General features: G+C 72.9%; 29 protein-coding genes. 14 read left to right on the forward strand and 15 right to left on the reverse strand.

Annotation, left to right across the window (positions count from 1 at the left end; genetic code table 11):
• Together ACZ7G1_RS30605 and ACZ7G1_RS30610 are read right to left on the reverse strand one after the other, a co-directional pair.
• Window positions 1-411 carry a trypco2 family protein gene (locus ACZ7G1_RS30605; protein ID WP_470878899.1) on the reverse strand — a complete coding sequence of 137 codons (411 nt, stop codon included), beginning with the start codon at window positions 409-411 and terminating at the stop codon, window positions 1-3.
• 39 nt (window positions 412-450) lie between these two features.
• Window positions 451-1,374 (reverse strand): hypothetical protein, encoded by a 924-nt coding sequence (locus ACZ7G1_RS30610; RefSeq protein WP_470878901.1) that lies wholly within the window; start codon window positions 1,372-1,374, stop codon window positions 451-453.
• 180 nt (window positions 1,375-1,554) lie between these two features.
• On the opposite strand from ACZ7G1_RS30610, the gene ACZ7G1_RS30615 reads away from it, so the two are divergent.
• From ACZ7G1_RS30615 to ACZ7G1_RS30635, 5 genes are all read left to right on the forward strand, one after another.
• Window positions 1,555-2,298 (forward strand): class I SAM-dependent methyltransferase, encoded by a 744-nt coding sequence (locus ACZ7G1_RS30615; protein ID WP_470878902.1) that lies wholly within the window; start codon window positions 1,555-1,557, stop codon window positions 2,296-2,298.
• Window positions 2,299-2,504: 206 nt separating this feature from the next.
• On the forward strand, window positions 2,505-3,002 hold the full coding sequence (locus tag ACZ7G1_RS30620; protein ID WP_470878904.1) for a hypothetical protein: 498 nt from the start codon (window positions 2,505-2,507) through the stop codon (window positions 3,000-3,002).
• Window positions 3,003-3,126: 124 nt separating this feature from the next.
• Window positions 3,127-3,435 (forward strand): hypothetical protein, encoded by a 309-nt coding sequence (locus tag ACZ7G1_RS30625; RefSeq protein WP_470878906.1) that lies wholly within the window; start codon window positions 3,127-3,129, stop codon window positions 3,433-3,435.
• A gap of 43 nt (window positions 3,436-3,478) precedes the next feature.
• Complete coding sequence (locus ACZ7G1_RS30630; protein ID WP_470878908.1) at window positions 3,479-3,790, forward strand: DUF2087 domain-containing protein; 312 nt, start codon at window positions 3,479-3,481, stop codon at window positions 3,788-3,790.
• Complete coding sequence (locus ACZ7G1_RS30635; RefSeq protein ID WP_470878910.1) at window positions 3,790-4,416, forward strand: LysE family transporter; 627 nt, start codon at window positions 3,790-3,792, stop codon at window positions 4,414-4,416. The genes ACZ7G1_RS30630 and ACZ7G1_RS30635 overlap by 1 nt, the downstream gene beginning before the upstream one ends.
• Before the next feature lie 116 nt (window positions 4,417-4,532).
• Here ACZ7G1_RS30635 and ACZ7G1_RS30640 read toward each other — a convergent pair whose 3' ends face one another.
• The 4 genes from ACZ7G1_RS30640 to ACZ7G1_RS30655 all read right to left on the reverse strand — a co-directional run bounded on the left by ACZ7G1_RS30640 (window position 4,533) and on the right by ACZ7G1_RS30655 (window position 6,341).
• Window positions 4,533-4,949 (reverse strand): DUF2690 domain-containing protein, encoded by a 417-nt coding sequence (locus ACZ7G1_RS30640; protein ID WP_470878912.1) that lies wholly within the window; start codon window positions 4,947-4,949, stop codon window positions 4,533-4,535.
• A 77-nt stretch (window positions 4,950-5,026) separates the two neighbouring features.
• Window positions 5,027-5,443, reverse strand: coding sequence for a DUF2690 domain-containing protein (locus ACZ7G1_RS30645; RefSeq protein WP_470878914.1), 417 nt, complete (start codon window positions 5,441-5,443; stop codon window positions 5,027-5,029).
• 44 nt (window positions 5,444-5,487) lie between these two features.
• Window positions 5,488-5,865 (reverse strand): peptidoglycan-binding domain-containing protein, encoded by a 378-nt coding sequence (locus ACZ7G1_RS30650; protein WP_470878915.1) that lies wholly within the window; start codon window positions 5,863-5,865, stop codon window positions 5,488-5,490.
• Window positions 5,866-5,951: 86 nt separating this feature from the next.
• Window positions 5,952-6,341 carry a peptidoglycan-binding domain-containing protein gene (locus ACZ7G1_RS30655; RefSeq protein WP_470878917.1) on the reverse strand — a complete coding sequence of 130 codons (390 nt, stop codon included), beginning with the start codon at window positions 6,339-6,341 and terminating at the stop codon, window positions 5,952-5,954.
• Window positions 6,342-6,650: 309 nt separating this feature from the next.
• On the opposite strand from ACZ7G1_RS30655, the gene ACZ7G1_RS30660 reads away from it, so the two are divergent.
• A complete protein-coding gene (locus ACZ7G1_RS30660; RefSeq protein WP_470878951.1) occupies window positions 6,651-7,934 on the forward strand; it encodes an amino acid permease in 1,284 nt (427 codons plus the stop codon).
• Here the strand turns inward: ACZ7G1_RS30660 and ACZ7G1_RS30665 are convergent.
• The 3 genes from ACZ7G1_RS30665 to ACZ7G1_RS30675 all read right to left on the reverse strand — a co-directional run bounded on the left by ACZ7G1_RS30665 (window position 7,888) and on the right by ACZ7G1_RS30675 (window position 10,696).
• Window positions 7,888-8,565, reverse strand: a complete 678-nt coding sequence (locus ACZ7G1_RS30665) for a TetR/AcrR family transcriptional regulator (protein ID WP_470878919.1) — start codon at window positions 8,563-8,565, stop codon at window positions 7,888-7,890. The two genes, ACZ7G1_RS30660 and ACZ7G1_RS30665, sit on opposite strands and share 47 nt — an antisense overlap.
• 89 nt (window positions 8,566-8,654) lie before the next feature.
• On the reverse strand, window positions 8,655-9,800 hold the full coding sequence (locus ACZ7G1_RS30670) for an MFS transporter (RefSeq protein ID WP_470878921.1): 1,146 nt from the start codon (window positions 9,798-9,800) through the stop codon (window positions 8,655-8,657).
• Window positions 9,797-10,696 (reverse strand): pirin family protein, encoded by a 900-nt coding sequence (locus ACZ7G1_RS30675; protein ID WP_470878923.1) that lies wholly within the window; start codon window positions 10,694-10,696, stop codon window positions 9,797-9,799. The genes ACZ7G1_RS30670 and ACZ7G1_RS30675 overlap by 4 nt, the downstream gene beginning before the upstream one ends.
• Before the next feature lie 134 nt (window positions 10,697-10,830).
• On the opposite strand from ACZ7G1_RS30675, the gene ACZ7G1_RS30680 reads away from it, so the two are divergent.
• Complete coding sequence (locus ACZ7G1_RS30680; RefSeq protein WP_470878925.1) at window positions 10,831-11,409, forward strand: NADPH-dependent FMN reductase; 579 nt, start codon at window positions 10,831-10,833, stop codon at window positions 11,407-11,409.
• On the forward strand, window positions 11,406-12,194 hold the full coding sequence (locus tag ACZ7G1_RS30685; protein WP_470878927.1) for an MBL fold metallo-hydrolase: 789 nt from the start codon (window positions 11,406-11,408) through the stop codon (window positions 12,192-12,194). Before ACZ7G1_RS30680 ends, ACZ7G1_RS30685 begins: the two co-directional genes overlap by 4 nt.
• Before the next feature lie 118 nt (window positions 12,195-12,312).
• Here the strand turns inward: ACZ7G1_RS30685 and ACZ7G1_RS30690 are convergent, their stop codons facing one another.
• Window positions 12,313-12,609 carry a hypothetical protein gene (locus ACZ7G1_RS30690; protein ID WP_470878928.1) on the reverse strand — a complete coding sequence of 99 codons (297 nt, stop codon included), beginning with the start codon at window positions 12,607-12,609 and terminating at the stop codon, window positions 12,313-12,315.
• 139 nt (window positions 12,610-12,748) lie between these two features.
• Between ACZ7G1_RS30690 and ACZ7G1_RS30695 the strand changes: the two genes are divergently transcribed.
• Window positions 12,749-13,393, forward strand: a complete 645-nt coding sequence (locus ACZ7G1_RS30695; protein WP_470878952.1) for a dihydrofolate reductase family protein — start codon at window positions 12,749-12,751, stop codon at window positions 13,391-13,393.
• A 42-nt stretch (window positions 13,394-13,435) separates the two neighbouring features.
• Here ACZ7G1_RS30695 and ACZ7G1_RS30700 read toward each other — a convergent pair whose 3' ends face one another.
• The 5 genes from ACZ7G1_RS30700 to ACZ7G1_RS30720 form a co-directional block, all read right to left on the reverse strand.
• A complete protein-coding gene (locus tag ACZ7G1_RS30700) occupies window positions 13,436-13,906 on the reverse strand; it encodes a hypothetical protein (RefSeq protein WP_470878930.1) in 471 nt (156 codons plus the stop codon).
• Window positions 13,903-14,409, reverse strand: a complete 507-nt coding sequence (locus ACZ7G1_RS30705) for an RNA polymerase sigma factor (RefSeq protein ID WP_470878932.1) — start codon at window positions 14,407-14,409, stop codon at window positions 13,903-13,905. The genes ACZ7G1_RS30700 and ACZ7G1_RS30705 overlap by 4 nt, the downstream gene beginning before the upstream one ends.
• Window positions 14,393-14,839, reverse strand: coding sequence for a DUF3995 domain-containing protein (locus tag ACZ7G1_RS30710; RefSeq protein ID WP_470878934.1), 447 nt, complete (start codon window positions 14,837-14,839; stop codon window positions 14,393-14,395). Before ACZ7G1_RS30710 ends, ACZ7G1_RS30705 begins: the two co-directional genes overlap by 17 nt.
• A gap of 89 nt (window positions 14,840-14,928) precedes the next feature.
• The gene (locus ACZ7G1_RS30715) at window positions 14,929-15,936 is read right to left on the reverse strand and encodes a hypothetical protein (RefSeq protein ID WP_470878936.1); all 1,008 of its coding nucleotides are present in this window, start codon (window positions 15,934-15,936) and stop codon (window positions 14,929-14,931) included.
• 119 nt (window positions 15,937-16,055) lie between these two features.
• Window positions 16,056-16,781, reverse strand: coding sequence for a PIG-L deacetylase family protein (locus ACZ7G1_RS30720; protein ID WP_470878937.1), 726 nt, complete (start codon window positions 16,779-16,781; stop codon window positions 16,056-16,058).
• Between the two features lie 146 nt (window positions 16,782-16,927).
• Here ACZ7G1_RS30720 and asnB point away from each other — a divergent pair, with 146 nt between their 5' ends.
• From asnB to mshA, 5 genes are all read left to right on the forward strand, one after another.
• Window positions 16,928-18,733 carry an asparagine synthase (glutamine-hydrolyzing) gene (gene asnB / locus ACZ7G1_RS30725; RefSeq protein WP_470878939.1) on the forward strand — a complete coding sequence of 602 codons (1,806 nt, stop codon included), beginning with the start codon at window positions 16,928-16,930 and terminating at the stop codon, window positions 18,731-18,733.
• Between the two features lie 79 nt (window positions 18,734-18,812).
• Window positions 18,813-19,631, forward strand: a complete 819-nt coding sequence (locus ACZ7G1_RS30730; protein ID WP_470878941.1) for a hypothetical protein — start codon at window positions 18,813-18,815, stop codon at window positions 19,629-19,631.
• Between the two features lie 91 nt (window positions 19,632-19,722).
• The gene (locus tag ACZ7G1_RS30735) at window positions 19,723-20,469 is read left to right on the forward strand and encodes an SDR family oxidoreductase (RefSeq protein WP_086832434.1); all 747 of its coding nucleotides are present in this window, start codon (window positions 19,723-19,725) and stop codon (window positions 20,467-20,469) included.
• 32 nt (window positions 20,470-20,501) lie between these two features.
• Window positions 20,502-22,067, forward strand: a complete 1,566-nt coding sequence (locus ACZ7G1_RS30740; RefSeq protein ID WP_470878943.1) for a class I tRNA ligase family protein — start codon at window positions 20,502-20,504, stop codon at window positions 22,065-22,067.
• A gap of 175 nt (window positions 22,068-22,242) precedes the next feature.
• On the forward strand, window positions 22,243-23,565 hold a 1,323-nt coding region (mshA, locus tag ACZ7G1_RS30745; protein ID WP_471204312.1), incomplete at its 3' end, for a D-inositol-3-phosphate glycosyltransferase.

Here is a 23,565-nt window from a genome sequence, read left to right on the forward strand (position 1 = left end):
TCAGGCCTCTTCCCACGGCCGCAGCCGCGCGCCCTCACCCGAGCCCTCGGCCCCGGCCTCGCCGGCGCCCCGCGCGTCGACGTCACCGGAGGACCCCAGCCCTCCCGCACCACGCCGAATCCGCGCCCTCTCCCCACCCAAAGCCTCGTCCCGCACCTGAAGCGTCAACGTCAGCGTCTGCCGCTGCGTACTGCCCCGCGAACCCCCGCCCTCGCCCCCCACCTTGGCCCCGAACGCCCCGACATCGACCTTCACCTTGCCGTCGCCGTCCCGCCGGAACTCCACCTCAACCGTCAGCTCCGCCTGCTCCACCTCGAACCGGAACTGCTCCCGAGCCCCCTCGGCCTGCGCCGCGTACAACTCCTGCCGCAGCTCTCGAAGGGCCTCCGCGAGCGATATCCCGTTGTCCATGGTCCAAGTGTGACCCAACCCCTCACCCCACCGCAGCCGTTACCCCCCGGCACCCACCCCCTCCCGCCTGCACTCACCACACAACGTCTCCCCCTCCTCCCCCCTGAACAACATCGGCTGCGTATGCCCCACCCCCGCACACTCCCTCGCCCCCCTCAACCGCACCGAAAGCCCCGCCGCCTTCTCCGGTACGCCCCCGCGCCCAACCTCCAGACTCCGCGGCGGCACCTCCCGCAACAGGAACCTCACCAACCCACCCGGCCGCTGCACCGGCGTCCCCGCCCCCGGCAGCCCCCGCAGGACGTACTCATGCACCTCAGCCGCCGTATACCCGGCGTCCAACCACCGCGCCGCGAGCCGGGCCAGCTCCTCCCGCATCCCGGGCGGGATGTTCCGCAGCGCATCGGACAGCAGATGCAGCACGCCGACGGCCGCGCGCGCGGTCTCGAGATGCGGACTGTCGGGTGCGGGAGCGGGAACGGGCTCACCGCCCGGAAGGTTGGAGTTGTTTCCCCCGGTGTCTTTCTTTGGATGACCGCCGGTCGACCGACCCGTCGGCTCACCGACCGCCGGATTCCCACCACTCGGTCCGACCTGCGGCGACACGACTTCCCCGCAGGTGGCGGACGCGGGCGTACGCGCAAAGATCTTCGCGGCCTGCTCGCCAGTCAACGGCACACTCGACACCAGCTGTTCGGTGACCCACAGCCCCCCACCGCCCTGCACACGCCTCTCATGCACGTACCCCTCATCCTTCAACTGCCGCTTCGCCCGCTGAAACGCACATGCCCCGATCCGGGCACGTTCCGCGGTACGCGACAACGACTCCTTCGCCCCCTGCGGCAGCGAAAGCTGCCAGGTCAGCAGCCGCATCGCGTCGGAACTCAACCGAGGATGCCGAATGATGTCGTGCGAGAACTGGCTGAAGCCACGAGTAGGCGAGCTAAAGTGCCGGTAGATCACGGTGGAGTCCTTGTTCCACTAGTGGTTCAGGCCCTCGCCGGTGGGTGCGAACCACCGACGAGGGCCGTTTTGCGCGAACGTACCGCCCGAACCCCACCCACACGGACACACCACCCCAAGTCCCCCCGTACGAGTGACGGGCTGTGCGCACAGCCCCCGTCGGTGCGACAACTTCTGTGGATGAACCGGAAGTTCGCCGAACGGAAGAACGGACAGGCCGTGACCGACCCCCGCAGCACCGCCTGGGACGCATACGCGCACCGCCAGCCCCAGCGTCGCCGAACCACCAACGCCAAGGGCGAAACGACCTGGTTCAACTGGACCCAATACCCCGACCACGGCCCAGGCGCCGACCTCCTCGCCCTCACCCCGGGCAGCCGCACCCTCGACCTCGGCTGCGGCTCCGGCGGCAACGCCGCCCACCTCGCGACGCTCGGCGTGCAGTCGGTCGGCATCGACCTCTCCGCGAAGCAGCTCGCCAAGGCCCACGACTACTGGCCGGACGCGGATGGACTCACCCTCCACCAAGCCGACGCCCTCACCTACCTCACCGACTCGCCCCCACCCTTCGACGCGATCTACAGCGTCTTCGGCGCGGCCTGGTTCACCGACCCGGACCTGCTCCTACCTGCCGTCCAAGCGGCGCTTAAGCCAGGCGGAGTGTTCGCCTTCTCCCAACGGCCCCCAGTCGAAGGCTGTTACGGCTGCCAGGCCTCGTACATCCCGCGCGGGCCGGACGAAGACCCGGCCATCGTCAAGCGCTGGGACTACGCCTCCGACACGTGGACGCGCATGCTCACGGAGCAGGGCTTCACGGACGTGACCGTGTCCGTGGTGGCCGCGCCCCCCGGGGGTCGGCGTACGGGGACGCTGTTGGTGAGGTGTGTCCGGGGAGACCGGGCCGATCGCACCCCCGGCGCCTGAAGCCGCCGGCCAGGGCCTCAGGAAGATCGCCGCCTGCGCGGCGAGGACGTGCTGATGATGCGTACGGCCCGCTTGGCGTCAGGCTCGCCTTCTGGTCAAGCTCAGATGATGCTCAGGGAATTGGGCTTCCTCTTGTGCTGTGGGGGTGGCGGGATAGATTCCCCTCACTCGCGCTGACCAGGCGTTTGTTGGTAGGGGGAATTGTGATGCGTAGGGGTTTCAGGGGACGGGTGTTGGTGGCGGCTGGGTGCGCGGCGGCCGTGGTGTTGGTGGCTGGGGGGTGTTCGGCCGGGGAGGGGAGTGGCTCCGGGAAGGCCGAAAAGCCGTCCGGGACGGCGTCGGCGTCGGCGTCGGCGAAGGCTGTGAGGGCGAGTGCCCCGGCCGAGGGGTCGGTTGAGGTGGCGCCGAAGTTGGGGGAGGGGGTGGTGATCGCTGAGGTGGCGGGGGTGAAGGGGAGTCGGGCGGTGCCGCTCAAGGGGGGCGTGCGTAAGGGGGGCGTGGGGATCGTGGTGGCTTGTGAGGGGGAGGGGAGCGTGAAGGTCTCGCTGGATGTGCGGGGGTTCGAGTTCCCGGTGAAGTGCGGAGGGGCCGGGGTGAGCTCCGTTTACAACCGGATCGATGTGACGGAGGACAAGGCGGATGCGTATGTGCAGGTGGAGGGGCCGTCTTCGGTGACGTGGGCGATGAGCGTCGGGCAGTCCTGAGGTAGGGCCCCTCTCCGGGGTGGTCGCTCGTTCGGGGGCGGTCGTTGTGCGGGGGTGGGGGGTGGCTGCTGTGCTGAGGGGGACCGGGGTGTCCCGTTTCGAGTACAGGAGCAGGTGAGGGTGGATGGAGATGCGGAAGGGTGTCGTCGTCACGTTGGAGGTTCCTGGGGTGGATCAGGAGCTGTACGAGAGGACGACGGAGCTGATCCAGGGGGCGTCGTGGTTTCCGCCGAAGGGGTTCATCGCGCATGCGGCGGGTCCGGACGGGACAGGGGGGTGGCGGATCGTGGACTTCTTCGAGACGGAGCAGGACTTCAGGGCGTTCGTGGATCTGGCGAGGCCGTTCTTCGAGCGGACGGGGATGCCGCCGGTGATCCCGAAGGTGATGGAGGCCGTGAATGTGGTCACGGAGGCGGTGGCGAGCGGCGGCTGAAAATGCTTTGCGGGGTGGGGTGGCGGGGCGCCACGCTCTCGGCATGACCAGTCATCTTTTCCCCCGGCCCGTCGCGGATCTGTTCGCCGCAGACGGGCGACTGAAGGCGATCCCGCGTAAGCCCGCGCGCAGGGAGGCGCTGCTCGCGCATCTGGCGGAGACGTTGTTCGAGGTGGACCGGACGTACCGGGAGCCCGAGGTCAACGAGGCGCTGAGCGCGGTGCACGAGGACTTCTCGGCGTTGCGGCGGTATCTGGTGGTGGGCGGGTTCCTGGCCCGTACGAAGGACGGGGCGGACTACCGCCGACAGCAGCAGGCCGGCTCTCCCGGAGGCGCGATTCCCGCCGTCGCGTGATGGGCGGCACGGTGGTGGCCGGGCTGTTGGCCGGGTACGGGATCGCCGTACCGGTCGGGGCCGTCGGCGCCCATCTGGTGGCGGTCGCGGCGCGCTCCCCGTGGCGTACGGGTGTGGGCGCGGCGCTGGGCATCGCCACGGCGGACGGGCTGTACGCGCTGGTCGCGGTGCTCGGCGGTGCGGCCCTGGTGCCGGTCATCGCCCCGGTGACGACCCCGCTGCGGTGGGTCTCGGCGGTGGTGCTCGTGGGGCTCGCGGTGCGGGCCGTGTGGACGGCGGTACGGGCCTACCGGGCGCGCTCGGTCCCGACGCGGGAGGGGGCGGACGGCCCGCTGACGCCGGTGCGGGCCTTTCTGGCCTTCCTGGGCATCACGGTGCTCAACCCGATGACGGTGATCTACTTCGCCGCCCTGATCCTCGCCCGGGGCCCGGCGGCCTCCTCCACCTTCGCCGAAGGCGCCGTCTTCGTCCTCGCCGCGCTCGCGGCCTCGGTCAGCTGGCAGCTGCTGCTCTCCACGGGCGGCACCCTCCTCGGCCGGGTCCTGACGGGCCCGCGGGGGCGGCTCGCGACGGCGGTGGCGTCGAGCGGGCTGATCGCGGTGCTCGCGGTGGGTCTGGTGGTGTGACGGAGCCTGGTGTGGTGTGACGCCGACGGCGCCCGGGAGCTGTGGCTCCCGGACGCCGTCCCGTGCCGTGGTTCCCGTGCGCCGACGCCCTGGACTCCGACGTCACGGTCTGGCTGTCAGTACCAGGCGGTGTTGGAAGAGTCGCCGCCGTCCAGGGCCTCGGTGGCCTGGGAGGTGATGCCCGCGTCGTTCACCATGCGGGTCCAGCCGTTGCCCCAGGGTCTGACCGTCGTCTGGTAGAAGTCGAAGTTGGTGTTGATGACACCGATGTACGACGTGACGGACCCGTTGTTCTGCTTCCGGGCCCAGGCGGCACGGCAGCTGGGGCTGTAGCGCAGTTCCACGCCCGTCCAGCCGGTGGAGACGGTGCGGGCGTCGTTCTGGCAGGTGGTGGTGCTGGGGTCGAGGCCGTTGCAGCTGCTCGCGTAGCAGCTGGTGGCCGCCGAGGCGGGGGAGGCGACTCCCACGAGGCCGGAGGCGGCGAGGGCGACGGCTCCGCCGAGCGTGGCGAGCTTCCGTGTCGTCGAGCGCACGGTCGTCTCCTTTCGTGTGGGTGGCGGTCGCCTGCCCCGGATCCCCGTGGCTGGGCGACCGCCGTCGGATCCGGCTGTCAGTACCAGCCGGTCATGGAGGAGCCGCCGCCGTTGAGGGTCTCGGCCGCACGGGCGGTGATGCCGGCGTCGTTCACCATGCGGGTCCAGCCGCCGCCCCAGGGGTCGATCGTCGCCTGGTACTGGTCGTAGTTGGTGTTGACGACCGTGATCCACGAGGTGACGGACCCGTTGTTCTGCTTCCGGGCCCAGGCGGAGCGGCAGCTGGGGCTGTAGCGCAGCTCGATGCCGGTGAAGCCGGTGGAGACGGTGCGGGCGTCGTTCTGGCAGGTGGTGGTGCTGGGGTCGAGGCCGTTGCAGCTGCTGGCGTAGCAGCTGGTGGCCGCCGAGGCGGGGGAGGCGACTCCCACGAGGCCGGAGGCGGCGAGGGCGACGGCCCCGCCGAGCGTGGCGAACTTCCGCGTCGTCGAACGCACGGTTGACTCTCTTTCGTGTGGATCTGTCGTGTGGAGCGGAGGGCTCAGTAGCGGCTGGGGATGTAGGGCGCGCAGTCGCCGCCGCCGTAGGTGGCGATGAGCAGGTCGCTGCCGGTCTGCGGGCCGACGATGCCGTCGACGGGAATGCGGTCCCAGTTCTGGAAGGCCCTGATGGCGCCGGCGGTGTCCGGGCCGTAGGCGCCGTCCTCGGCGATCCGGTGGTAACCGATCGAGCCCTGCAGCTCGTTGAAGAGGTGCTGGAAGCAGCGCACGCCGTTGTACGTGTTCGCCTGGCCGGAACCGATCCACGGCGCGGACGGGTTGGCCTGGGCCGGGGCGACCATCGCGCCCACGGCGAGCGCGGCACTCGCGGCGACGAACCCGAGCCGGGCCAGCGGCTTCTTGAGTGTCTTGGACTTCACTGGTGATTCCTCGTTTCCTGAAGGGCGTCGGCGTGGTGGCTGCCCTGGACCCCCGTACCGGGGCAGCCGGGGACCTCGGTGGAGCGCTAGTTGCTGGGGATGTAGTAGTCGCAGCCCTTGGCGCTGCTGCCGTCGCTCCAGTCGGTCACGGCGAGGAGGGCGGAGCCCGTGTTCGGCCCGACGATTCCGTCCTCGGGAAGGCGCACCCAGTGCTGGAAGGCCTTGATGGCGCCGTTGGTGTCCGGGCCGAAGACGCCGTCCTCGGCGATGGGGTGGTAACCGGTCGACCACCAGACGTCGTTGAAGAGGTCCTGGAAGCACTTCACGCCGATCCGGTCGTTCGGCTGGCCGTAGCCGATCCACTGGGCCCAGGGGTGGGCCTGGGCGGGAGCGGCCCACGCGCCCACGGCGAGTGCGGTGCTCGCGGCGATGAATCCGAGTCGGGCCAGCGGCTTCTTGAGCGTCTTGGACTTCACGGGTGGTTCCTCGTTTTCTGAGGGGCGTCGGCGTGGTGGCTGCCCGGGACCCCCGTACCGGGGCAACCGACGTCAGTTTTCCGCCAGCCACCAACGGCGCACCAACAGACGCTCAATGCCGCCGGACGGCCGGGGGGTTCCGCCCTTCTCGGGATGTCTCAAGGTCCGGAAGCGGCTTGCTCACGGCAGGGGGGAGGCGTCAGGCTCCTGCGCTGGTCGTCCGGAAATGGTCTGGGCGGAGTGGGATGTTCGGGGGAAGCGGTGGCGGGGAGCGTGTTGGGGGCGGGGCTGCGGCAGCGGCATCTGGCGATGATCGCGATGGGCGGGGCGATCGGGGCGGGGCTGTTCGTGGGGTCGGGGTTCGGGATCGCGGCGGCGGGGCCGGGGATTCTGGTCGCGTATGCGGCGGCCGGGGTGCTGACGATGCTGGTGATGCGGATGTTGGGGGAGATGTCGGCGGCGCGGCCGGTGACGGGGTCGTTCGCGGAGCATGCGCGGCGGGCTTTCGGGCCGTGGGCGGGGCTGCTGGCGGGGTGGATGTACTGGGCGCTGCTCGTGGTGAGCGTGGCGGCGGAGGCGGTGGGGGCCGCGCACATCGTGGGCGGCTGGGTGCCGGGGGTGCCGGGGTGGGCGTGGGTCGCGCTGTTCATGAGCGTGTTCACCGTCAGCAACCTGGCCGGGGTGCGGAACTTCGGTGAGCTGGAGTTCTGGTTCGCGGGGTTGAAGATCGCCGCGATCGGCGGGTTCCTGGTGCTCGGGGTCGTGGTGGTCGCGGGCCTGTTCCCCGGACAGCCGTCGCCGGGTGTGGATCACCTGACGGGCGCGGGCGGGTTCCTGCCGCACGGGTGGCACGGCGTGGCGGTCGGCATGGTGGCGGCCGTGTTCGCGTTCGGGGGTCTGGAGACGGTGACGATCGCGGCGGCGGAGTCCGAGGATCCGGTCCGCGCGGTGCGCGCCGGGGTCCGTACGGTCATGTGGCGGGTGGCCGTCTGCTACCTGGGCTCGATGGCCGTGATCGTCACGCTGGTCCCGTGGAACGCGCCGGGCGTCGCCGACGGTCCGTACGCCGCCGTCATGGACGGCATCGGCGTGCCGGGGGCGGGCGACCTCATGAAGGCCGTGGTGCTCGTCGCGCTCCTGTCGGCGATGAACGCCAACATCTACGGCTCCTCGCGCATGCTGTACGCCCTGGTGGGGCGCGGGGACGCGCCCCGCGCGCTCGGTCGGCTGCGTGCCGGTGTCCCGTACGCCGCCGTGCTCGCGTCCGCCGCGTTCGGCTTCGTCTCGGTGGTGCTGAGCCTGTTGTGGCCGCGGACGGTCTTCCCGTTCCTGCTGAACTCGATCGGCGCGGCGATCCTGCTCGTCTGGGCGCTGATCGCCGCGTCGCACCTGCGGCTGCACGGGCCGTCCGTACGGTCGGTGCTCGCGCTCGGGGGCGTCGGCGCCGTCCTGCTGTTCATGCTGGGCGACGCCGCCAGCCGCACCCAGCTCCTGACGACCGGGGGCTGGGCGTCGGCGCTGCTGCTGTGGGCCTGGGTGCGGAGCGTCAGGAACGCGCGTACCGGGCCAGGAACAGATCCACTCCCGAGCTGATCACGCGCGTCAGCTCGGCGTCGTCGATCTCGGCGTCCGGCGAGAAGGTACGCACCAGCTGCGGCACCCCCAGGGTCGCCGCCACGAGCTGCTGCACCGCGAGCGCGGGGTCGGGCGCGTCCAGCGTCCCCCGCGCGTTCAGCTCGGTGAAGGCCTCGACCAGCGGGCCGTTGTTCATGTCGTAGCTCACGCGGTACCAGAGCTGTCCCAGCTGCGGGAAACGGTCTATCTCGCCGATCACGAGCCGCCGCAGCGACATGATGTCCGGCCGCAGCAGGATCCGCGCCCAGTCCGTCGTGAGCCTGATCAGCGCGGCCCGCAGGTCGGGCGCGTCCGCGATCGTGGAGTTCGACGGCTCCAGGTCCGCGTAGGTCTTCGGCAGTACGCCTCCGATGACCGCGAGGAACAGGCGTTCCTTGCTGCCGAAGTGCTTGTAGATCGTCGCCTTCGAGACGCCCGAGTTCCGGGTGATCGAGTCCATCGACGCCGCCGAGTACCCCTCGGCGAGGAACTCGGCCAGCGCCGCGTCGATGATCGCCTGGCGCTTCCGCGAGGCCGCGTCGGCGGGGTCCGGGATGATCGGGATGCCGTACTCGTCGGTGGCGTCCTGGGTGTCGGCTCCGGCTCCCATGGGGTGTCCTTACGAGGGGTGATGGGGAACCGCCAGTATATGAACTGAACGGTTTGGTCTGCAAAGGTCGCCCTGCATGGGTGCCGCTTTCAGGAGGTGGCCAGGGCCGCGAGCGCCGGTCCCGCCGCCACCCCCGTCAGGAACGCCAGGTTGAAGAGGCTGATCGCCAGGCCGTGGCGCGCGGGCGGGAGGCCGCTGGTCGCGGCGCCGGTGAGGAGGCCCTGGCCGCCGGCGGTGACGAGCGCGCTCGTTCCCGAACCGATGAGCACGGCCGCCGCCCAGGGCGCGGTCACCGCGAGCGCGAGGGCGCCGGCCGATCCGAGTGCCAGGAGTACGCGGACCCGCCGCGCACCCAGGACCAGCGCCGAGCGGATCAGCAGCCACGACATCAGGGCCCCCGCGAGGGCCGCGAGGGAGGCCGCCGCGCCCGTCTCCACGGAACCCCAGCCGGTGAGGGCGGCGACGCGGCGCGGAGCCGCGTACATCAGGGCGAAGTTGACCGTGGAGACGGCGAGCATGAGGCCGGCGGCGGAGAGGAAGCGGCGGCTGCGGAGGATGTCGAGGGGGAGGAGGCCCGCGCGGTGGGCGTGGGGCTTGTCGCGGGGGGTGTGGTGCGGGGGGCGGCTCGGGATCACCGGGCCGGCGTGACCCTGGTGCGCCAGGCGGAGGGCCGGGAGGAGAGCGAGGAGGCTGAGGAGGGGGAGGACGAGGGCGGCGCGCCAGTCGATGGCACCGGCGACGGCCGCGCCGGCGAAGAGGCCGATCGTGCCGCCGGCCGCGCTGCCGATGGCGACGATGCCGGGGGTGCGGCCGGTCGCGTCGCGGCCGGCGAGCTGGAAGGCGGCGACGTTGAGGCCGGCGGCGCCCGCCGCCTCCAGGGCCCGGCCGGCGACCGCGAGGGGAAGGGTGGGGGCCAGGACGACGAGCAGGGCGCCGAGGACGACGAGGACGGCAGCCGCCCGGATGACACCGGCGGGCCCGTGCCGCCGGCCCGCCGTCGCCGACAGGAGCGGCGTCCCGGCCGCCATGCCGATCCCGAACGCCGTCATCAGCCAGGCCGCCGACGCCGGCGACACGGCCAGCTCCCGCGCGGCCTCCGGCAGCGCGAGGCTCGGTCCCGACACGCCCATCGCCGCCGGTGCGGCGAGCGCGGCGAGCAGTAACCCGGTACCGGCACCGGGCTCGCGGCCGGGCCGCTCGGCGGCGCCGCGCGCGGGCGTCGAAAGGGCGGTCATGCCGGCATCCGCCCCATCAGACCGTTCCTGAAGTCCCTTTCCGCCTCGCGGAGTTCGGCGGAGGTGTTCATCACGAACGGGCCGCTGCGGGCGACCGGTTCGCCGATGGGCTCACCGGCGAGGACGAGCACTTCGGCGGCGCCGGTGTCCTGGGCCGCCTCCACCCCGAACCGTTCGCCGTCGCGGGCCAGGATCGCGAGGTGGCCGTCGGGGAGGGCGGTTCCGGCGACGGTGGCCGCGCCCTGGAGGACGTACACCATCGCGTTGTGGCCGGTGGGGACGGTGAAGTCGGCGCCGCCGCCGGGGGTGAGGCGTCCGTGGACGACGAGGGCGGGGGTGCGGGTCGCGAACGGGCCCGTGACGCCGTGGGTGGTGCCGGCGAGGACGGTGAGGGTGGAGCCGTCGGGGGTGGTGGCGACGGGGAGGTCGGCGGCCTCGGCGTTCTGGCTGTGCGGCGGGACGCCCTTGAGGCGGGCCGGGAGGTTCAGCCAGATCTGCAGCATGTGCTGCCGGCCGCCCGAGGCGAGGAACTCCTCGGTGGGCAGGGCCTCGTGCACGATCCCGGAACCCGCCGTCAGCCACTGGACGCCGCCGGAGCGGATGACGGCCCGGTGACCGCGCGAGTCGGCGTTCGCGACGGCCCCCTCGATCACGTACTGGATCGTCTCGAAACCCCGGTGCGGGTGCGGGAAGGCGCCCTTCGCCTCGCCAGGACCCAGGTCGAGCGGCCCGACCTGATCGACCATCAGGAACGGGTCGACGAAGGGGAGTTCCTCGGTGGGGAACGGGCGGCGGACGGGGAAGCCCGCGCCTTCGTGCGTGAGGAGGGGGCGGGTGACGCGGGAGACGGAACGCCCGGAGGCGACGGTCGTGGGCGCGATCGGGTGAGAGGCCATGCATCGAATGAACTACACCATTCAGTTCACTGTCAAGACTGAACTGTTTGGTTGACAGACTGAACCGACCGGTTTAGCTTCATGGCTGTCGAGCCCGGCACCCGCCGGCTCACCCGACGAACTGGGGGGTTCCCATGACCGCGTCCACGATCCTCGCCATCTCCGGCTCGCTCCGCGCCGACTCGCACAACACGCAACTGCTGCGCGCCGCACAGAAGTTCAACCCCGGCCCGCACGAGATCGAGATCTACGAGGGCCTGCGCGAACTCCCCGCCTACGACCAGGACCTCGACACCCCCGAGCTCCGCCCCGCCGCCGTCAGCGACCTCCGCCGCCGCGTCGCCGACTCCGCCGGCCTCCTCATCGCCACCCCGGAGTTCAACTACTCCGTCCCCGGCGCCCTCAAGAACGCCCTCGACTGGCTCAGCACCGACTGGACCCGCACCGAAGGCCTCCCCCTCCGCCACAAGCCCACCGCCATCCTCGGCGCCGGCCCCGGCAACTTCGGCACCGTCCGCGCCCAGCTCGCCCTCCGCCAGATCCTCATCTGCACCGACAACGACGTCGTCACCAAGCCCGAACTCCACGTCCTCCACTCCTACGACCGCTTCGACACCGCCGGCAACCTCACCGACGAGACCACCATCGCGCTCCTCCAGGACCTCCTCACCGCCCTCGGCTCCAAGATCGCCGCGAAGGCGGCGGCCGCGTGACCGGCAGCCCGCCCGCCACCGTCACCTACATAGGGACCGCGACGGTGCTGCTCCGCCTCGGTGACCTCACCGTCCTCACCGACCCCGCCTTCGACGAGGCCCCCGCCGACTACCCCGGAGCCCGGCCGCTCCACCGCACCGCCGGCCCCGCCCTGCCCCCCGACCGACTGCCGCCGGTCGACCTCGTCCTCCTCTCCCACGACCAGCACTTCGACAACCTCGACCTCGCCGGCCGCGAGGTCCTCGCCCGGGCCGGAACGGTGCTCACCACACCCGAAGCGGCCGAACGCCTCCTCGACGACGGTCAGGTGAAGGGCCTCGTCGAGGGCCTCACGCCCTGGCAGAGCCGTACCGTCACCGCCGGAACGGCCACCGTCACCGTCACGGCGACGCCCGCCCGACACGGACCCGAAGGCACCGAGCACGTCACCGGCCCCGTGACCGGCTTCGTCATCGAGCACGACGGAAGGGCCCTGTACGTCTCCGGCGACACCGTCCGCCACGACGCACTCGCCGAGATCGGCGCCCGGTTCGCCCTCGACACCGCCTTCCTCCACCTCGGCGACGCCCACTTCCCCACCACCGGCGACCGCGCCTTCTCCATGAGCGCCGCCGACGGCGCGGCCCTGGCCCGCACCCTCGGCGCCCGCACCGTCATCCCCCTCCACTTCGACTCCTGGGACCACCTCTCCGAGGACCCCGCCCGCATCACCGAGGCCTTCACGACCCCCGACCTCACGGGCCGCCTGCGCCTGCTGACGCCGGGCGTAGCCGAAACCCTCTGATCACGTGGCCGCATCACCGCCGCGACGCTCGCCGGCCCCGACCGGCGCCACCGCCACCGCCACGGTCCAAGCCGTGTCCGGCCTCTCCCGTCATGGACGGGGGAGGCCGGACGTGTTTTCAGGGGGTGCGGCGGCAGGTGAGGGTGACGGCGGCGGCGAGGGTGAGGGCGGCGCCGGTGGCGAGGAGGCGGCGGTGGGAGCGGTAGGAGAGGACGGAGAGGGTGGAGCGGGCGGAGAGGAGGGAGCCGGCGCTCGCCCAGGAGCCGACGGAGCCGAGGGAGAGGGCGGAGCCGACGGAGCCCACGGAGAGGAAGGAGCCGACGGAGCCGATGGAGAGGGTCGAGCCGACGGAGCCGATGGACAGGAACGAGTCCCGGGACCACAGGGACAGGGGCGAGGTGCGCGAAGTGGTCATGCGGCGATCGTAGGCAGGGGTCCGGCTGCCCGGGGTGAGCGATGAGTTCGGGGTGCTCGGAGAGTCTTGGCTGGGGAGGCGCCGGCGGCGCGGTATCACCGTGGTCGGACGGTCAGGGCCGGGCAGGAGGAGGAGTGGCGTGGAGCAGTTGTTGAGGGTCATGAACTTCAACGTGTCGAGCGACGGGTTCGGGGCGGGGGTGGGGCAGAGCCTGGAGCGGCCGTTCGGGCATGCGGACCCGGGGGCGATGTTCTCGTGGGCGGGGGCGACGGCGAGCTGGCCGATGCGGACGGAGCCCGGCGGGAGCAGGGGGCTCGACGACTACTTCACGAGGGACTTCGCGCGGAACATCGGCGCGGAGATCATGGGGCGGAACAAGTTCGGGCCGCAGCGGGGGCCGTGGGTGGACGAGGAGTGGAAGGGGTGGTGGGGGGAGGAGCCGCCGTTCCGTACGCCGGTGTTCGTGATGACGCACCATCCGAGGCCGTCGTTCGCGCTGGGGGAGACGACGTTCCACTTCGTGGACGGCGAGCCGGCCGAGGTCCTCGCGAGGGCGCGGGAGGCGTCGGGGGGCAAGGACGTCCGGCTGGGGGGCGGGGCGACGACGATCAGGGAGTTCCTCGACGCCGGCTTGGTCGATGCGCTGCATGTGGCGGTGTCGCCGGTGGAGCTGGGGTCGGGGGCGCGGCTGTGGGAGTCCCCGGAGGAGCTGGACGACCGGTTCCGGCATGAGGTCGTGCCCAGCCCGAGTGGGGCGGTGACGCACCACCTGTTCTGGCGGTGATGGGCATGGGGGAGAGGGCGGGGGAGGAGGGCTGAGGTCGGGTCATGGCCGCCGCTCGTGCGGGGTGACCAGGTGCCCGAGCCGCTCCATCGCCTCCTCCAGTTCGCGGCGGGCGCCGAAGGGGACGAGGGCGGCGCGGCCGGGGACGCGTACGCCGCCGGTGAGGGCGACACGGGTGGAGCCTTCGCCTTCGGGCGCGGCGGCCATGCCGATGAGGAGGAACCGGCTCTGGAGCCAGCACCAGCCGGGACGGAGGACGCCGTGGAGGCGGGCCCGGGGGCCGTACCGGCTTCGGGCGAGGGCTTCGACGCGGTCGCCGTCGGTGCGGAGGACGCGGACCGAGCGCATGTCGGGCTGGAAGCGGCCGAAGCCGCCCTCCAGGTCGCCCATCACGGCCCAGACGGCGGGGAGTTCGGCGGGGAGTACGTGCTCGACGAGGCGGGCGCCGCGGACGCCGGCGACCATGACGCGGAGGCGTCGGACGTGGTCGAGCGTGGTGTCGTCGTCCGTCATGCGAACCAGGCCTTTCGGAAGCTCTGCCGGGCGCGGTGGAGCCGGGATTTGGCGGTGCCGGTGGGGACGCCGAGGGCGGCGGCGGTGGATTCCTCGTCGAGGCCTTCGATGTCGCGGAGGACGAGGACGGCGCGGTGGTGGGGGGAGAGCCGGGCGAGGACGTCGTCGATGTCGGTGGCGAGCTGGGGGTCGCCGCGTTCGGGTACGTCGGAGAGTTCGGCGGGGCGGTGCCGGGAGGCGCGTACGGCCTCGCGCACGGCGATGGTGCGGACCCAGCCGTAGAGGGCTTCGGGGTCGCGGAGGGTGCGGAGGCGGGTGAAGACGGCGACGAGTGCCTCCTGGGTGGCGTCGGGGCCGTCGTCGAGGGCGATGGGGCGGCAGATGCGGGCGATGTACGGGGTGAGGTGGTCGAGCAGGTCGTGCAGGGCGAGGGTGTCGCCGCGGCGGGCGGCCCGTGCGAGCGCGATGCCCCGTGCGCGGGCCGGGTCAGCGGCGGAGCTCACGGACCACCGCCCAGCCGAGCCCCAGGCACAGGGGCGTGTGGACGAGGGCGTTCAGCCAGGGGAACACCGGGCCTGATCCGTCCTTGCCGAGGGCGGCCCAGGCGAGACCGGCGGCCCCGCGCAGGAGGAGGCCGGCGGCGAAGGCGCCGGTGACGAGGCGGGGGAGCCGGCTCCGGGCGCCGCGCCCGTACGCGTACACGCCGGCGCTCGCGATGCCTTCGAGGACGGCGAGGGGGAGGACGACGGGCGGGCCGAAGGGCACGACGCTGCCGAGGACGGCGAGCGACAGGGTCCGCTCGTCGGCGGCGGGCCAGGTGGCGCCGGTGGCCCAGTACACGTGGACGAGGGCGAGGACGGCGAGCAGCACCGTACTCACCCTGATCGTCCGGCTGGTCGTCCGGCTCGCGCGAACGTCCTCGGTGGCCGTCATGGCTGTCTCCTCGTCTCCTCGGTCGGTGGCCGACACATGGGGGAGGGGGCGGGGAGGCGGGACGTTCCCTGTGAGCCGGGTCACAGGGGTCAGCGGGGCCAGAAGCCGAAGCGGTCGCGGTTGTCGTCGTCGGTGTCCTGCTGGTCGGTGGAGATGTCGCGGACGATGTCGCGGAGGGGGCCGTCGAGGTGGTCGGCGAGGGCGCGGGTGGCGAGGTCGAGGTCGTGGAGGAGCGGGGTGTACTCGGTGGCGATGGCGGCGCCGACGGAGCCGCTGGCGGAGAGGGCGTCGAGGTCGTAGAGGGCGCGGGCGAGGGTGGTGGTGGTCTTCTCGCGGATGTTCTCGGCGGCCTTGGCGAGGCCGTCGGCGGCCCGCTTGTGCTCGTCGTGGTCGACGAAGACGCTCCAGCTGCTCATGGCGTTGGTGCCGGAGAAGGAGCCGGTGGCGCCGGTGATCGCGGCACCGCCCTGGATGCCGGGGGCGGCGGCTCCGGCGATGCCGGCGCCGGCGTCGATGCCGCCGCTCGCGCCACCTTCGAGGTCGCGGCCGACGCCGCGGCCGAGGAGGCCGGTGAGCGTGGTGGGCACGGTCTTGACGGCGGTGACGTTCTCGGAGGCGCGGGCGCGGCCGGCGCCTTCGCGGATGTCGCCGAGGGTGGTGCTGAGGTTGTTCTCGAGGTCGTCGCGGGCGACGTCGATGTGGCGCTGGGTCTTGGCGTCGGGGGTGGGGGTGCCGACCTCGGGGGCCATGTTCCGCAGGTAGTTGAGGATGTCCTGCGCGGCGTCCTTGCCGATGACGATGGTGTCGCCGAGGGCCTGGATCTCGCGGGTGATGTCGTCGGCGGCGCCCTTGGTCCGGTCGAAGCAGGTCCTGACGCGCTTCCAGTGTTCGCCGAGGGCCTTGAGGGCTTGGCCGCGGCCGCTGGAGACGAGGCGTTCGACGGCTTTGGTGGCGTCGGCGCGGTCGTGGTCGAGGGACGAGGAGTAGGCGCGGAGGTGTTCGTCGGCGTCGACGGCGCGGTCCTCGTCCGCTTCGATCCAGGGCAGGGAGTACTGGGTCATCAGCGCCCGGTCGCCGTCCATCGGTTCGACTGCCATGGTGTGAACTCCCCCTGAGTTGACGGTGATTGACGTCGGTCGACGGTCTCACGGGGCGGGTGTGCCGACAAGGCCGGTCGGGGCGGCCAGGGGGCCGGCGGGGCGGCGGGGCCCGGGTGTCAGTCGATGTGGACGATCTGGAAGGCCTCGGCCATGCGGCCAGGGGGGAGGCCGCCGGCGGTGGCGTGTTCGCCGAGCCAGGTGCGGAGGAGGCCGGCGAGGTCGTCGAAGTGGGCGGTCTGGGAGGTGTGGATGCGGAGGGCTTCGACCTTGCGGTCGAAGACGGGGGTGACGTCGACGTACTGGTTGGGGGTGGGGCCGGTCATGAGCCAGAGCTCGTGGACGGTCCAGGGTTCGAGGCCTTCGTCCTTGAGGAGTCCGGGGTGGGCGAAGGGGTTGCGGGCTTCGGGGTAGACGGCGCGGAGGCAGGCGTCGCCGACGGCGCGGTGGTCGGGGTGGAGGTCGGCGGCGCGGGCCCAGTTGATCTCGGGGGAGGGGATGACGGCGCGCTGGGGGCGTACTTGGCGTATGACGCGGCAGAGGTCGCGGCGCAGTTCGACGGAGGGTTCGACGAAGCTGTCGGGGTAGCCGAGGAAGCGGACGTCGGCGACGCCGCTGAGTTTGGCGGAGTGGACCTGTTCGGCGCGGCGCAGGTCCGCCATGGCCTGCCGGGGGAGTTGTTCGTCGTAACCGCCGGCGCCGCCGTCCGTGACGATGCAGTACGTGACGCGGGTGCCGCGTTCGACCCACTGCATGACGGTGCCGCTGACGCAGAACTCGATGTCGTCGGGGTGCGCGGCGACGACCAGCAGGGATTCGGGGGCGGTCCGGTTGAAGTCCTCCATGGGGCCAGCCTGTTGGGGTGGTGGGGGGCGTCGCAAGGCCGGCTCGTGGCGTGAACTGGACATGGCACTTACGCGCCATTCAAAAACTTGGTAGATTCAAATCATTGGGTTATCCGGATGAAGTGACGTGCTTGGAGGGTGACCGTATGTGCAGGATCCTCGGCTCCTTCGCCGCGGGGGCGGACCGACCGGACCCCGCCGAGCTCGCGGCGGTCTCGGGCCGCCAGCGGCACGGTGGACCCGACGAGCACCAGGTGCGCAGCGGACCGGGCTGGTCGCTCGGCTGCGACCGGCTCGCCGTGACCGACCCCTGCGGCGGGCAGCAGCCGTACCGGCTGCCGCACCTGCCCGGCGTCCTCGCCGTGCTCAACGGCGAGATCTACAACCACGCCGAGCTGCGCCGCATGCTCGCCGGCCGCGGGCACCGGTTCCCCGACCTGTGCGACGGCACGGTGATCCCCGCGCTGTACGCGGAGTTCGGGCCGGCGTTCGCCGAGCACCTCGACGGCATGTTCGCGATCGCCGTCCTCGACCTGCGGCCCGGCAGCACGCGGCTCGTCCTCGCCGTCGACGACATGGGCATGAAGCCGGTCCACCTGCACCACGACCCGTACGACGGCTCCACCCGGTTCGCCTCCGAGATCCCCGCGCTCCTCGCCTTCGAAGGGGTACGGCTCTCCCCGCGCGAGGACTCCCTCGACACCGTCCTCGCCACCCGTACGTCCTTCTCCGCCCACACCGCGCTCGACGGCATCAGCGTCCTGCCGCCCGGCGCGACCGCCGTCGTCCTGCCCGGCGCCGCGCCCGTCGTGCGCCGCCGCGGCCCGCACCGGGCGAAGCCCGCCGGCGACACGCAGGACGTCCTGCGGCACGAGGTCCGCCGGCTCGCCCACGCCGAGGTGCCCGTCTGCGCCATCACCAGCGGCGGCCTCGACTCCGGCCTCGTGACCGCGCTCGCCGCCGAGTACGCGCGGGAGACCGACGCGCCGCCGCTGCACACCTTCCACCTCACCTACCGGGGCCGCTGGCCCGGGTCCGAGGCCGCGTACGCCCGGTCCGTCGCCCGCCGGGCCCGTACCGTCCACCACGAGGTCGCCGTCGACCCCGACGAGATCGGCTCGCTGCTCACCCGGACCGTCCGCCACCTCGGCCAGCCGAACGCCGACCCCATCGCCCTCTCCACCTACGCCCTCTTCCGCGCCGTCCGCGAGAACGGCTTCACCGTCGCGCTCACCGGCGACGGCGCCGACGAACTCTTCGGCGGGTACGACCGGATGCGCGCCGCGCTCGCGGCCCCCGCCGGCGCCGACTGGGCCGGGGCGTACGCCGACGCGCTGTCCGCCGCGCCGCGGATGCTCCGCGAGCACCTCTACACCGCCGGCTACCGGGCGTTCATCGCCGATCAGGGCTCCGCCGCCGACCGCATCGAGCAGGAGCTCAGGTCCGCCGAGGCCGTCGGCGAGAGCCGGCTCACCGCCATGACCGCCTTCGAGACCCGGTGGCGCCTCCCCGCCTACCACCTGCGGCGCGTCGACCACCTCTCCATGGCGTGGGCCGTCGAGGCCCGCATGCCCTTCTGCCAGCCCTCGGTCGTCACCCACGCCCGCGCACTCCCCACGGCGGCGCGCACGGGCAAGCGGGCGCTGTACGAGGCGGGCGCCGAACTGCTGCCGCCGGGCGTCCTCCAGCGGCCCAAGCAGCCCTTCACGCTCCCGGTGGCGGCCATGCTCGCCCCCGGCACGCCGCTCCTCGAAACGGTCCGCGAACTCCTCTCGCCCGCCCGTCTCGTCCTCGGTGGCAAGCTCCGCGCCGACCGCGTCCAGAACCTCCTCCGCCGCCACCTCGACCACCCCACGGACTCCGCCGCCCTGGCCCTGTGGGCGATCGCCCTGCACGAGCTCTGGAGCGACGTCACCCAGTCCCTCCGCATCCCCGTCGGCTGTGCCGCCTGACCCGCCGCGCACGGTTCGCGGCACTGCTCGCGGCACTGCTGACGGCACCGCTCACGGCACCGTTCGCGGCACCGTCGTCATGGCCGAGGGGGCGCCCGGGCCGACGCTCGTGGTCCGGGCCGACCGGCTGCCCGCGGGGGCGCTGGGCCTCGGGCGGGAGCTGGCGGGGGTGCGGGGGGCGTACGGGGGGCTGGGGAAGATCGCGGTGTACGGGTGGGCGGGGGGCGGGATCGCGTACCGGTTCGTCCAGGGGCTGCCGGGCGGGGGGTTCGACTTCCGGGCGGGGTGCGGGCACTCGATGCTGGCGTGCGTCGTGGCGGAGGGGCGCCCGGGGCCCGTGACCGTGCGGTCGGTCACGACGGGGGACCGGGTGCTGTGCGAGCCGAGCGGGGACACGTACACCCTGAGCTTCCTGAGGGCGCCGACGGCACCGGGGACGCTGCCCACGGGCCGGCCGGTGGACGTCCTCCTCGGGGTGCCCGTGTCGCTCGTGAGGTACGGGAACCCGTACGTCTTCGTGGACACCCGGCACCTGCCGGAGGAGGGGCTCGGGGAGCGGCTGACGGAGCTGCGGGCCGAGGCCGCCGGCATCCTGGGCCACGCCCCGGGCTCCGCGCTGCCGAAGATCGCCGCGTTCACGGACGGACCGGAGGGGCTGTCCGTGCGGGCGCTGACCGTCGGCGGCTGGCACCCGCGGCTCGCGGTCACCGGCGCCGCCGCGCTGGCCGCCGCGGGAGCCCTGCGGGGCACCGTCGTACCGGAGGTGACCGGGCCCGTCCGCACCCCCACCGGCACCGTCACGGTCTCCGCGACGGCGGACCGGGTGCGCGTCCACGGAAAGCGCGCCGAAGTGCTGGAACGCGTGGACGTGCCGTGGCGTGTCCACGCAACGGCGTGAACGCGCAGGGCTCTCGCCAGGCTCCGAAGGTCGTTCCTCTGCCACGCTGAAATGGACCGGCAATCGGTATCCGTGGGGAGAGCAGACACAGATGAAATTCGAGAATCTGCGTGTCGTCGTGACCGGAGCGTCCCGCTATTTCGGTCGCGCGCTCGCCGTCGGATTCGCGCATCTCGGCGCCGAGGTCTATGTGTCGGCGCGTACGGTCGAAGCGGCCGAGCGCACCCGTACCGAGGTCATGGGTTCGGCCCGCGACCGCATCCACGCCTTCGGCTGCGACCTCAGCAGGCCCGCCGAGATCAGGGAGTTCGCCGCGCGGGTGGGCGAACGGACCGACCGCGTCGACCTGTTGGTGAACAACGGGGCCCGCTGGCTCGACGGCATGGACCTGGAGGCCGCCAGCGACGCGGAGATCGTGGAGACGATCGAGTCGACGGCGGGCGGCACGGTGCTGATGGTGAAGCACTTCCTGCCGCTGCTGCGCGGCTCGCTGCGGCCGGACATCGTGAACATGGTGGCCGTGCGGGACGCCGAGGGCGCCTCGGCGGCGACGGCGGGCGCGGCCCACGAGGCGTTCTGGGCGGCGAAGAGCGCCCAGGCGGGATTCGCGGACATCCTGTCGCGGCGGCTGCGGCCTTCCGGGGTCCGGGTGTTCTCGCTGTTCCCGCCGGACTTCTCGACCTCGGACCCGCGATTCGCGGAATGGGACGGCTCGAATCCGGACGGGATAGCGCCGGACGAGAAGCTCACCACCCAGGCCCTTTTCGAATGCATCGTCTACGCCGTGGAGCAGCCCCGCGACTGTTTCATCCGCTCCTTCCATTTCGAACCGCGCTGAAGCCCACCGCACGACAGCGTCAAGGAGGTCCCATGAGCACCCCCGTCTGGATCACCGCGACTCCCCCCGCCACCCACGGCGAACTCCACATCGGCCACCTCGCCGGGCCGTACGTCGCCGCCGACGTCCTCACCCGCTTCCTGCGGGCCGAGGGCGAGGCGGTCCGGTTCACCACCGGCACGGCCGACCACGCGAGCTCGGTCGAGGTCCGGGCGCTGCGGCACAACCGCAAGCCCGAGGAGGTCGCGGAGGGCTACCGGGCCGCGATCACCGCCGACTGGCTGCGCTCGGGCGTGGAGTTCGACCACATCGTCCGCCCCCGGCGCGACAAGGGGTACGGGCGCTGGGTGCAGGACCTGTTCGGCAGACTGTTCGCGCAGGGGGTCATCGCCCCGCGCACCCGGCTGCTCCCGTACTGCGAGCCCTGCGACCGCTGGCTGTACGGGGCGCACGCGACGGGCAGCTGCCCGCACTGCGGGGCGGTCAGCGACGGCGGGATGTGCCACGAGTGCGCGCGGCCGAACGACGGCGGCGACCTGATCTCGGCGCGCTGCGCGCTCTGCGGCACCCCGGCGGTGGCGCGCCGCTGCCGCCGCCTCTACGTGCCCCTGGAGCCGTTCCGGGACACGCTGGCCGACTACTGGGCGACGGCGGGGCTGCCGCCGCGGCTCGCGGCGCTGTGCGAGTCGCTGGTCGAGGACGGGCTGCCGGACATCGCCGTCGGACACCCGGCGGAGTGGGGGCTGCCCGTGCCGGTCGAGGGGTTCCCCGACCACCGGATCGACGGCTGCTTCGAGGCCGCCGCGATGCACCTCTTCGGCTACGACACGAAGGGCCCGCTGCCCCGGCGGGCGATCCACTTCTGCGGCTTCGGGCACTCCTTCTGCCACGCGGTGCTGCTGCCGGTGCTGCTGCTCGCGCAGGACGTGAAGCTGCCGCAGGACTTCAACGTCAACGAGTCGTACGTCATCGAGGAGGGCGTCCAGGAGGGCAACGCCTGGGCGCTCGACCTGCTCACCGAGTACGGCTCCGACTCGCTGCGCCGCCACGTCCTGCAGGCCCGCCCGCTGGGCCGGCGGACGGTGTTCCAGCGGGAGCGGCTCGCGGCGGCCCGCCAGGAGCTGGACGAGAACTGGAACAGCTGGCTCTCCCGGCTCTTCTCCTCGGTACGGGAGGAGTGCGCCGGGCTCGCCCCGCAGGCGCTGCCCGGCGGGACCGGCTGGGACGTCCTGGAGCGGCGGCTGCACCGGGGCGTGGACGACCTGCGGGAGGCGTACGGCCCGGACGCCTTCGATCCGCGGCGGGCGGTCGCCGTCCTCGACGAGATGGTCCGCTCGGTGGCCGACTTCGGTCATGTGAACGCCCACGAGCGGTGCCGGCCGAGTACCTCCTGCCGTCACCTCCCGGCGCTTGCCGCCCAGTTGGCGGTGGCATCGGCGCTGTCGGCGTGGGCGCGGCCGGTGATGCCGGAGGGCGCCGACCGGCTCGCGGCGGCGCTGAAGGCGCAGCCGGGGCGGCCGGTGGACTGGCAGGCGCTGACGGCCCCGCTGCCGGGGACGCGGCTCGCGCCGCCGTCGGGCCCGGTCTTCGGCTTCTGATCCCTTCCCCTTCGGCCCTCTGCTACTAAGCAACTAAGTAGTCGGCTAGTTCGATGTCCGCCCGCACCTCTCTCCCTCCCTTCCCACCCTGCCGCGTGACCGTGCGCGCGAGCGACGCGCAGGGGCACGTGGCCCCCCACTCCCACAGGAGCTCCACGTGTCCCTGCGCGTCGCCATGCTCAGCGTCCACACGTCCCCGCTGCACCAGCCAGGGACGGGGGACGCCGGCGGGATGAACGTCTACATGGTCGAACTCTCCCGCGCCCTGGCCGAACAGGGCGCCGAGGTCGATCTGTTCACCCGCTGCCGGGGCGAAGGCCGGCCCCCGCTGGTGGAGTTGGCGCCGGGGGTGCGGGTCCGGCATCTGCACGCCGGGCCGCGCGGGCCGCTGCCGAAGGAGGCCATGCCCGATCTGGTCGTGCCGTTCTCGCTGGCCCTGCTCAAGGAGGACCAGCGCTACGACCTGGTGCACTCGCACTACTGGCTCTCCGGGCAGGCGGGCCGGATCGCCTCGGTCGGCTGGCGCATCCCGCTCGTGCACACCGCCCACACCCTGGCCCGGGTGAAGAACGCCTCGCTGGCCGAGGGCGACACCCCCGAGCCGGAACTGCGGGTGCGCGGCGAACACCAGGTGGTGGGCAGCGCCGACCGGCTGATCGCCAACACCGCCGACGAGGCGGAGGCCCTCCGCGCGCTGTACGGGGCGCCGGGCGAGCGGACCGAGGTCGTCCGGCCGGGGGTCGATCTGCGGACCTTCCACCGCGCGGACGGCCGTGCGGCGGCCCGGGCGCGGCTCGGTCTCCCGGCGGACGCCTTCGTGCCGCTGTACGCGGGGCGGATACAGCCGCTGAAGGGCCCCGACGTGCTCGTGCGGGCGATTGCCGAGCTGCTCGCCGAGGCGCCGGAGCTGCGGCGCAGGCTGCTGGTGCCGGTGATCGGCGGGCATTCGGGGGCGACGCGCGAGGGGACGGCGTGGCGGCTGGCGGAGGAGCTGGGCGTCACGGACGTGCTGCGGCCCTCGCCTCCGGTGCCGCAGGAGCGGCTGGCGGACTGGTACCGGGCGGCGGACGTGCTGGTGGTGCCGTCGCGGAGCGAGTCGTTCGGGCTGGTGGCCCTGGAGGCGCAGGCGTGCGGGACGCCGGTGCTCGCGGCGGCGGTCGGCGGGCTGCCGACGGCGGTGTGGGACGGGGTGACGGGGCTGCTGGTGCGCGGTCACGACCCGGTGGAGTACGCGCGCCGGCTGCGGTGGCTGGCGGCGCACCCGGAGGTGGTGGAGACGATGGGGGAGGCGGCGGTCCGGCACGCGCGCGGGATGAGCTGGCGCGCTTCCGCCGCGCGGACCATCGAGGTGTACAGGGGGGTGGTGGGGGGGGGGGGGGGGGGGGGGGCGGGCCCCCCCCCCCCCCCCCCCCCCCCCCCTCCCCCCCCCCCCCCCACCCCCCCCCCCCCCCCTCCCTCCCCCCCCCCCCCCCCCACCACCACACCCACCCCCCACCCC

This window comes from Streptomyces sp. NPDC037273, from assembly GCF_055603625.1.

Coding starts and splice junctions, on each gene's coding strand:
- ACZ7G1_RS30710 (WP_470878934.1), bottom strand. CDS start 14,839: ATGACGGCCACCGAGGACGTTCGCGCGAGCCGGACGACCAGCCGGACG.
- ACZ7G1_RS30720 (WP_470878937.1), bottom strand. CDS start 16,781: ATGGAGGACTTCAACCGGACCGCCCCCGAATCCCTGCTGGTCGTCGCC.
- ACZ7G1_RS30670 (WP_470878921.1), bottom strand. CDS start 9,800: ATGACCGCCCTTTCGACGCCCGCGCGCGGCGCCGCCGAGCGGCCCGGC.
- ACZ7G1_RS30700 (WP_470878930.1), bottom strand. CDS start 13,906: ATGACGGACGACGACACCACGCTCGACCACGTCCGACGCCTCCGCGTC.
- asnB (WP_470878939.1), top strand. CDS start 16,928: ATGTGCAGGATCCTCGGCTCCTTCGCCGCGGGGGCGGACCGACCGGAC.
- ACZ7G1_RS30615 (WP_470878902.1), top strand. CDS start 1,555: ATGAACCGGAAGTTCGCCGAACGGAAGAACGGACAGGCCGTGACCGAC.
- ACZ7G1_RS30605 (WP_470878899.1), bottom strand. CDS start 411: ATGGACAACGGGATATCGCTCGCGGAGGCCCTTCGAGAGCTGCGGCAG.
- ACZ7G1_RS30660 (WP_470878951.1), top strand. CDS start 6,651: ATGATCGCGATGGGCGGGGCGATCGGGGCGGGGCTGTTCGTGGGGTCG.
- ACZ7G1_RS30630 (WP_470878908.1), top strand. CDS start 3,479: ATGACCAGTCATCTTTTCCCCCGGCCCGTCGCGGATCTGTTCGCCGCA.
- ACZ7G1_RS30690 (WP_470878928.1), bottom strand. CDS start 12,609: ATGACCACTTCGCGCACCTCGCCCCTGTCCCTGTGGTCCCGGGACTCG.
- ACZ7G1_RS30665 (WP_470878919.1), bottom strand. CDS start 8,565: ATGGGAGCCGGAGCCGACACCCAGGACGCCACCGACGAGTACGGCATC.
- ACZ7G1_RS30675 (WP_470878923.1), bottom strand. CDS start 10,696: ATGGCCTCTCACCCGATCGCGCCCACGACCGTCGCCTCCGGGCGTTCC.
- ACZ7G1_RS30735 (WP_086832434.1), top strand. CDS start 19,723: ATGAAATTCGAGAATCTGCGTGTCGTCGTGACCGGAGCGTCCCGCTAT.
- ACZ7G1_RS30730 (WP_470878941.1), top strand. CDS start 18,813: ATGGCCGAGGGGGCGCCCGGGCCGACGCTCGTGGTCCGGGCCGACCGG.
- ACZ7G1_RS30625 (WP_470878906.1), top strand. CDS start 3,127: ATGGAGATGCGGAAGGGTGTCGTCGTCACGTTGGAGGTTCCTGGGGTG.
- ACZ7G1_RS30715 (WP_470878936.1), bottom strand. CDS start 15,936: ATGGCAGTCGAACCGATGGACGGCGACCGGGCGCTGATGACCCAGTAC.
- ACZ7G1_RS30620 (WP_470878904.1), top strand. CDS start 2,505: ATGCGTAGGGGTTTCAGGGGACGGGTGTTGGTGGCGGCTGGGTGCGCG.
- ACZ7G1_RS30740 (WP_470878943.1), top strand. CDS start 20,502: ATGAGCACCCCCGTCTGGATCACCGCGACTCCCCCCGCCACCCACGGC.
- ACZ7G1_RS30680 (WP_470878925.1), top strand. CDS start 10,831: ATGACCGCGTCCACGATCCTCGCCATCTCCGGCTCGCTCCGCGCCGAC.
- ACZ7G1_RS30635 (WP_470878910.1), top strand. CDS start 3,790: ATGGGCGGCACGGTGGTGGCCGGGCTGTTGGCCGGGTACGGGATCGCC.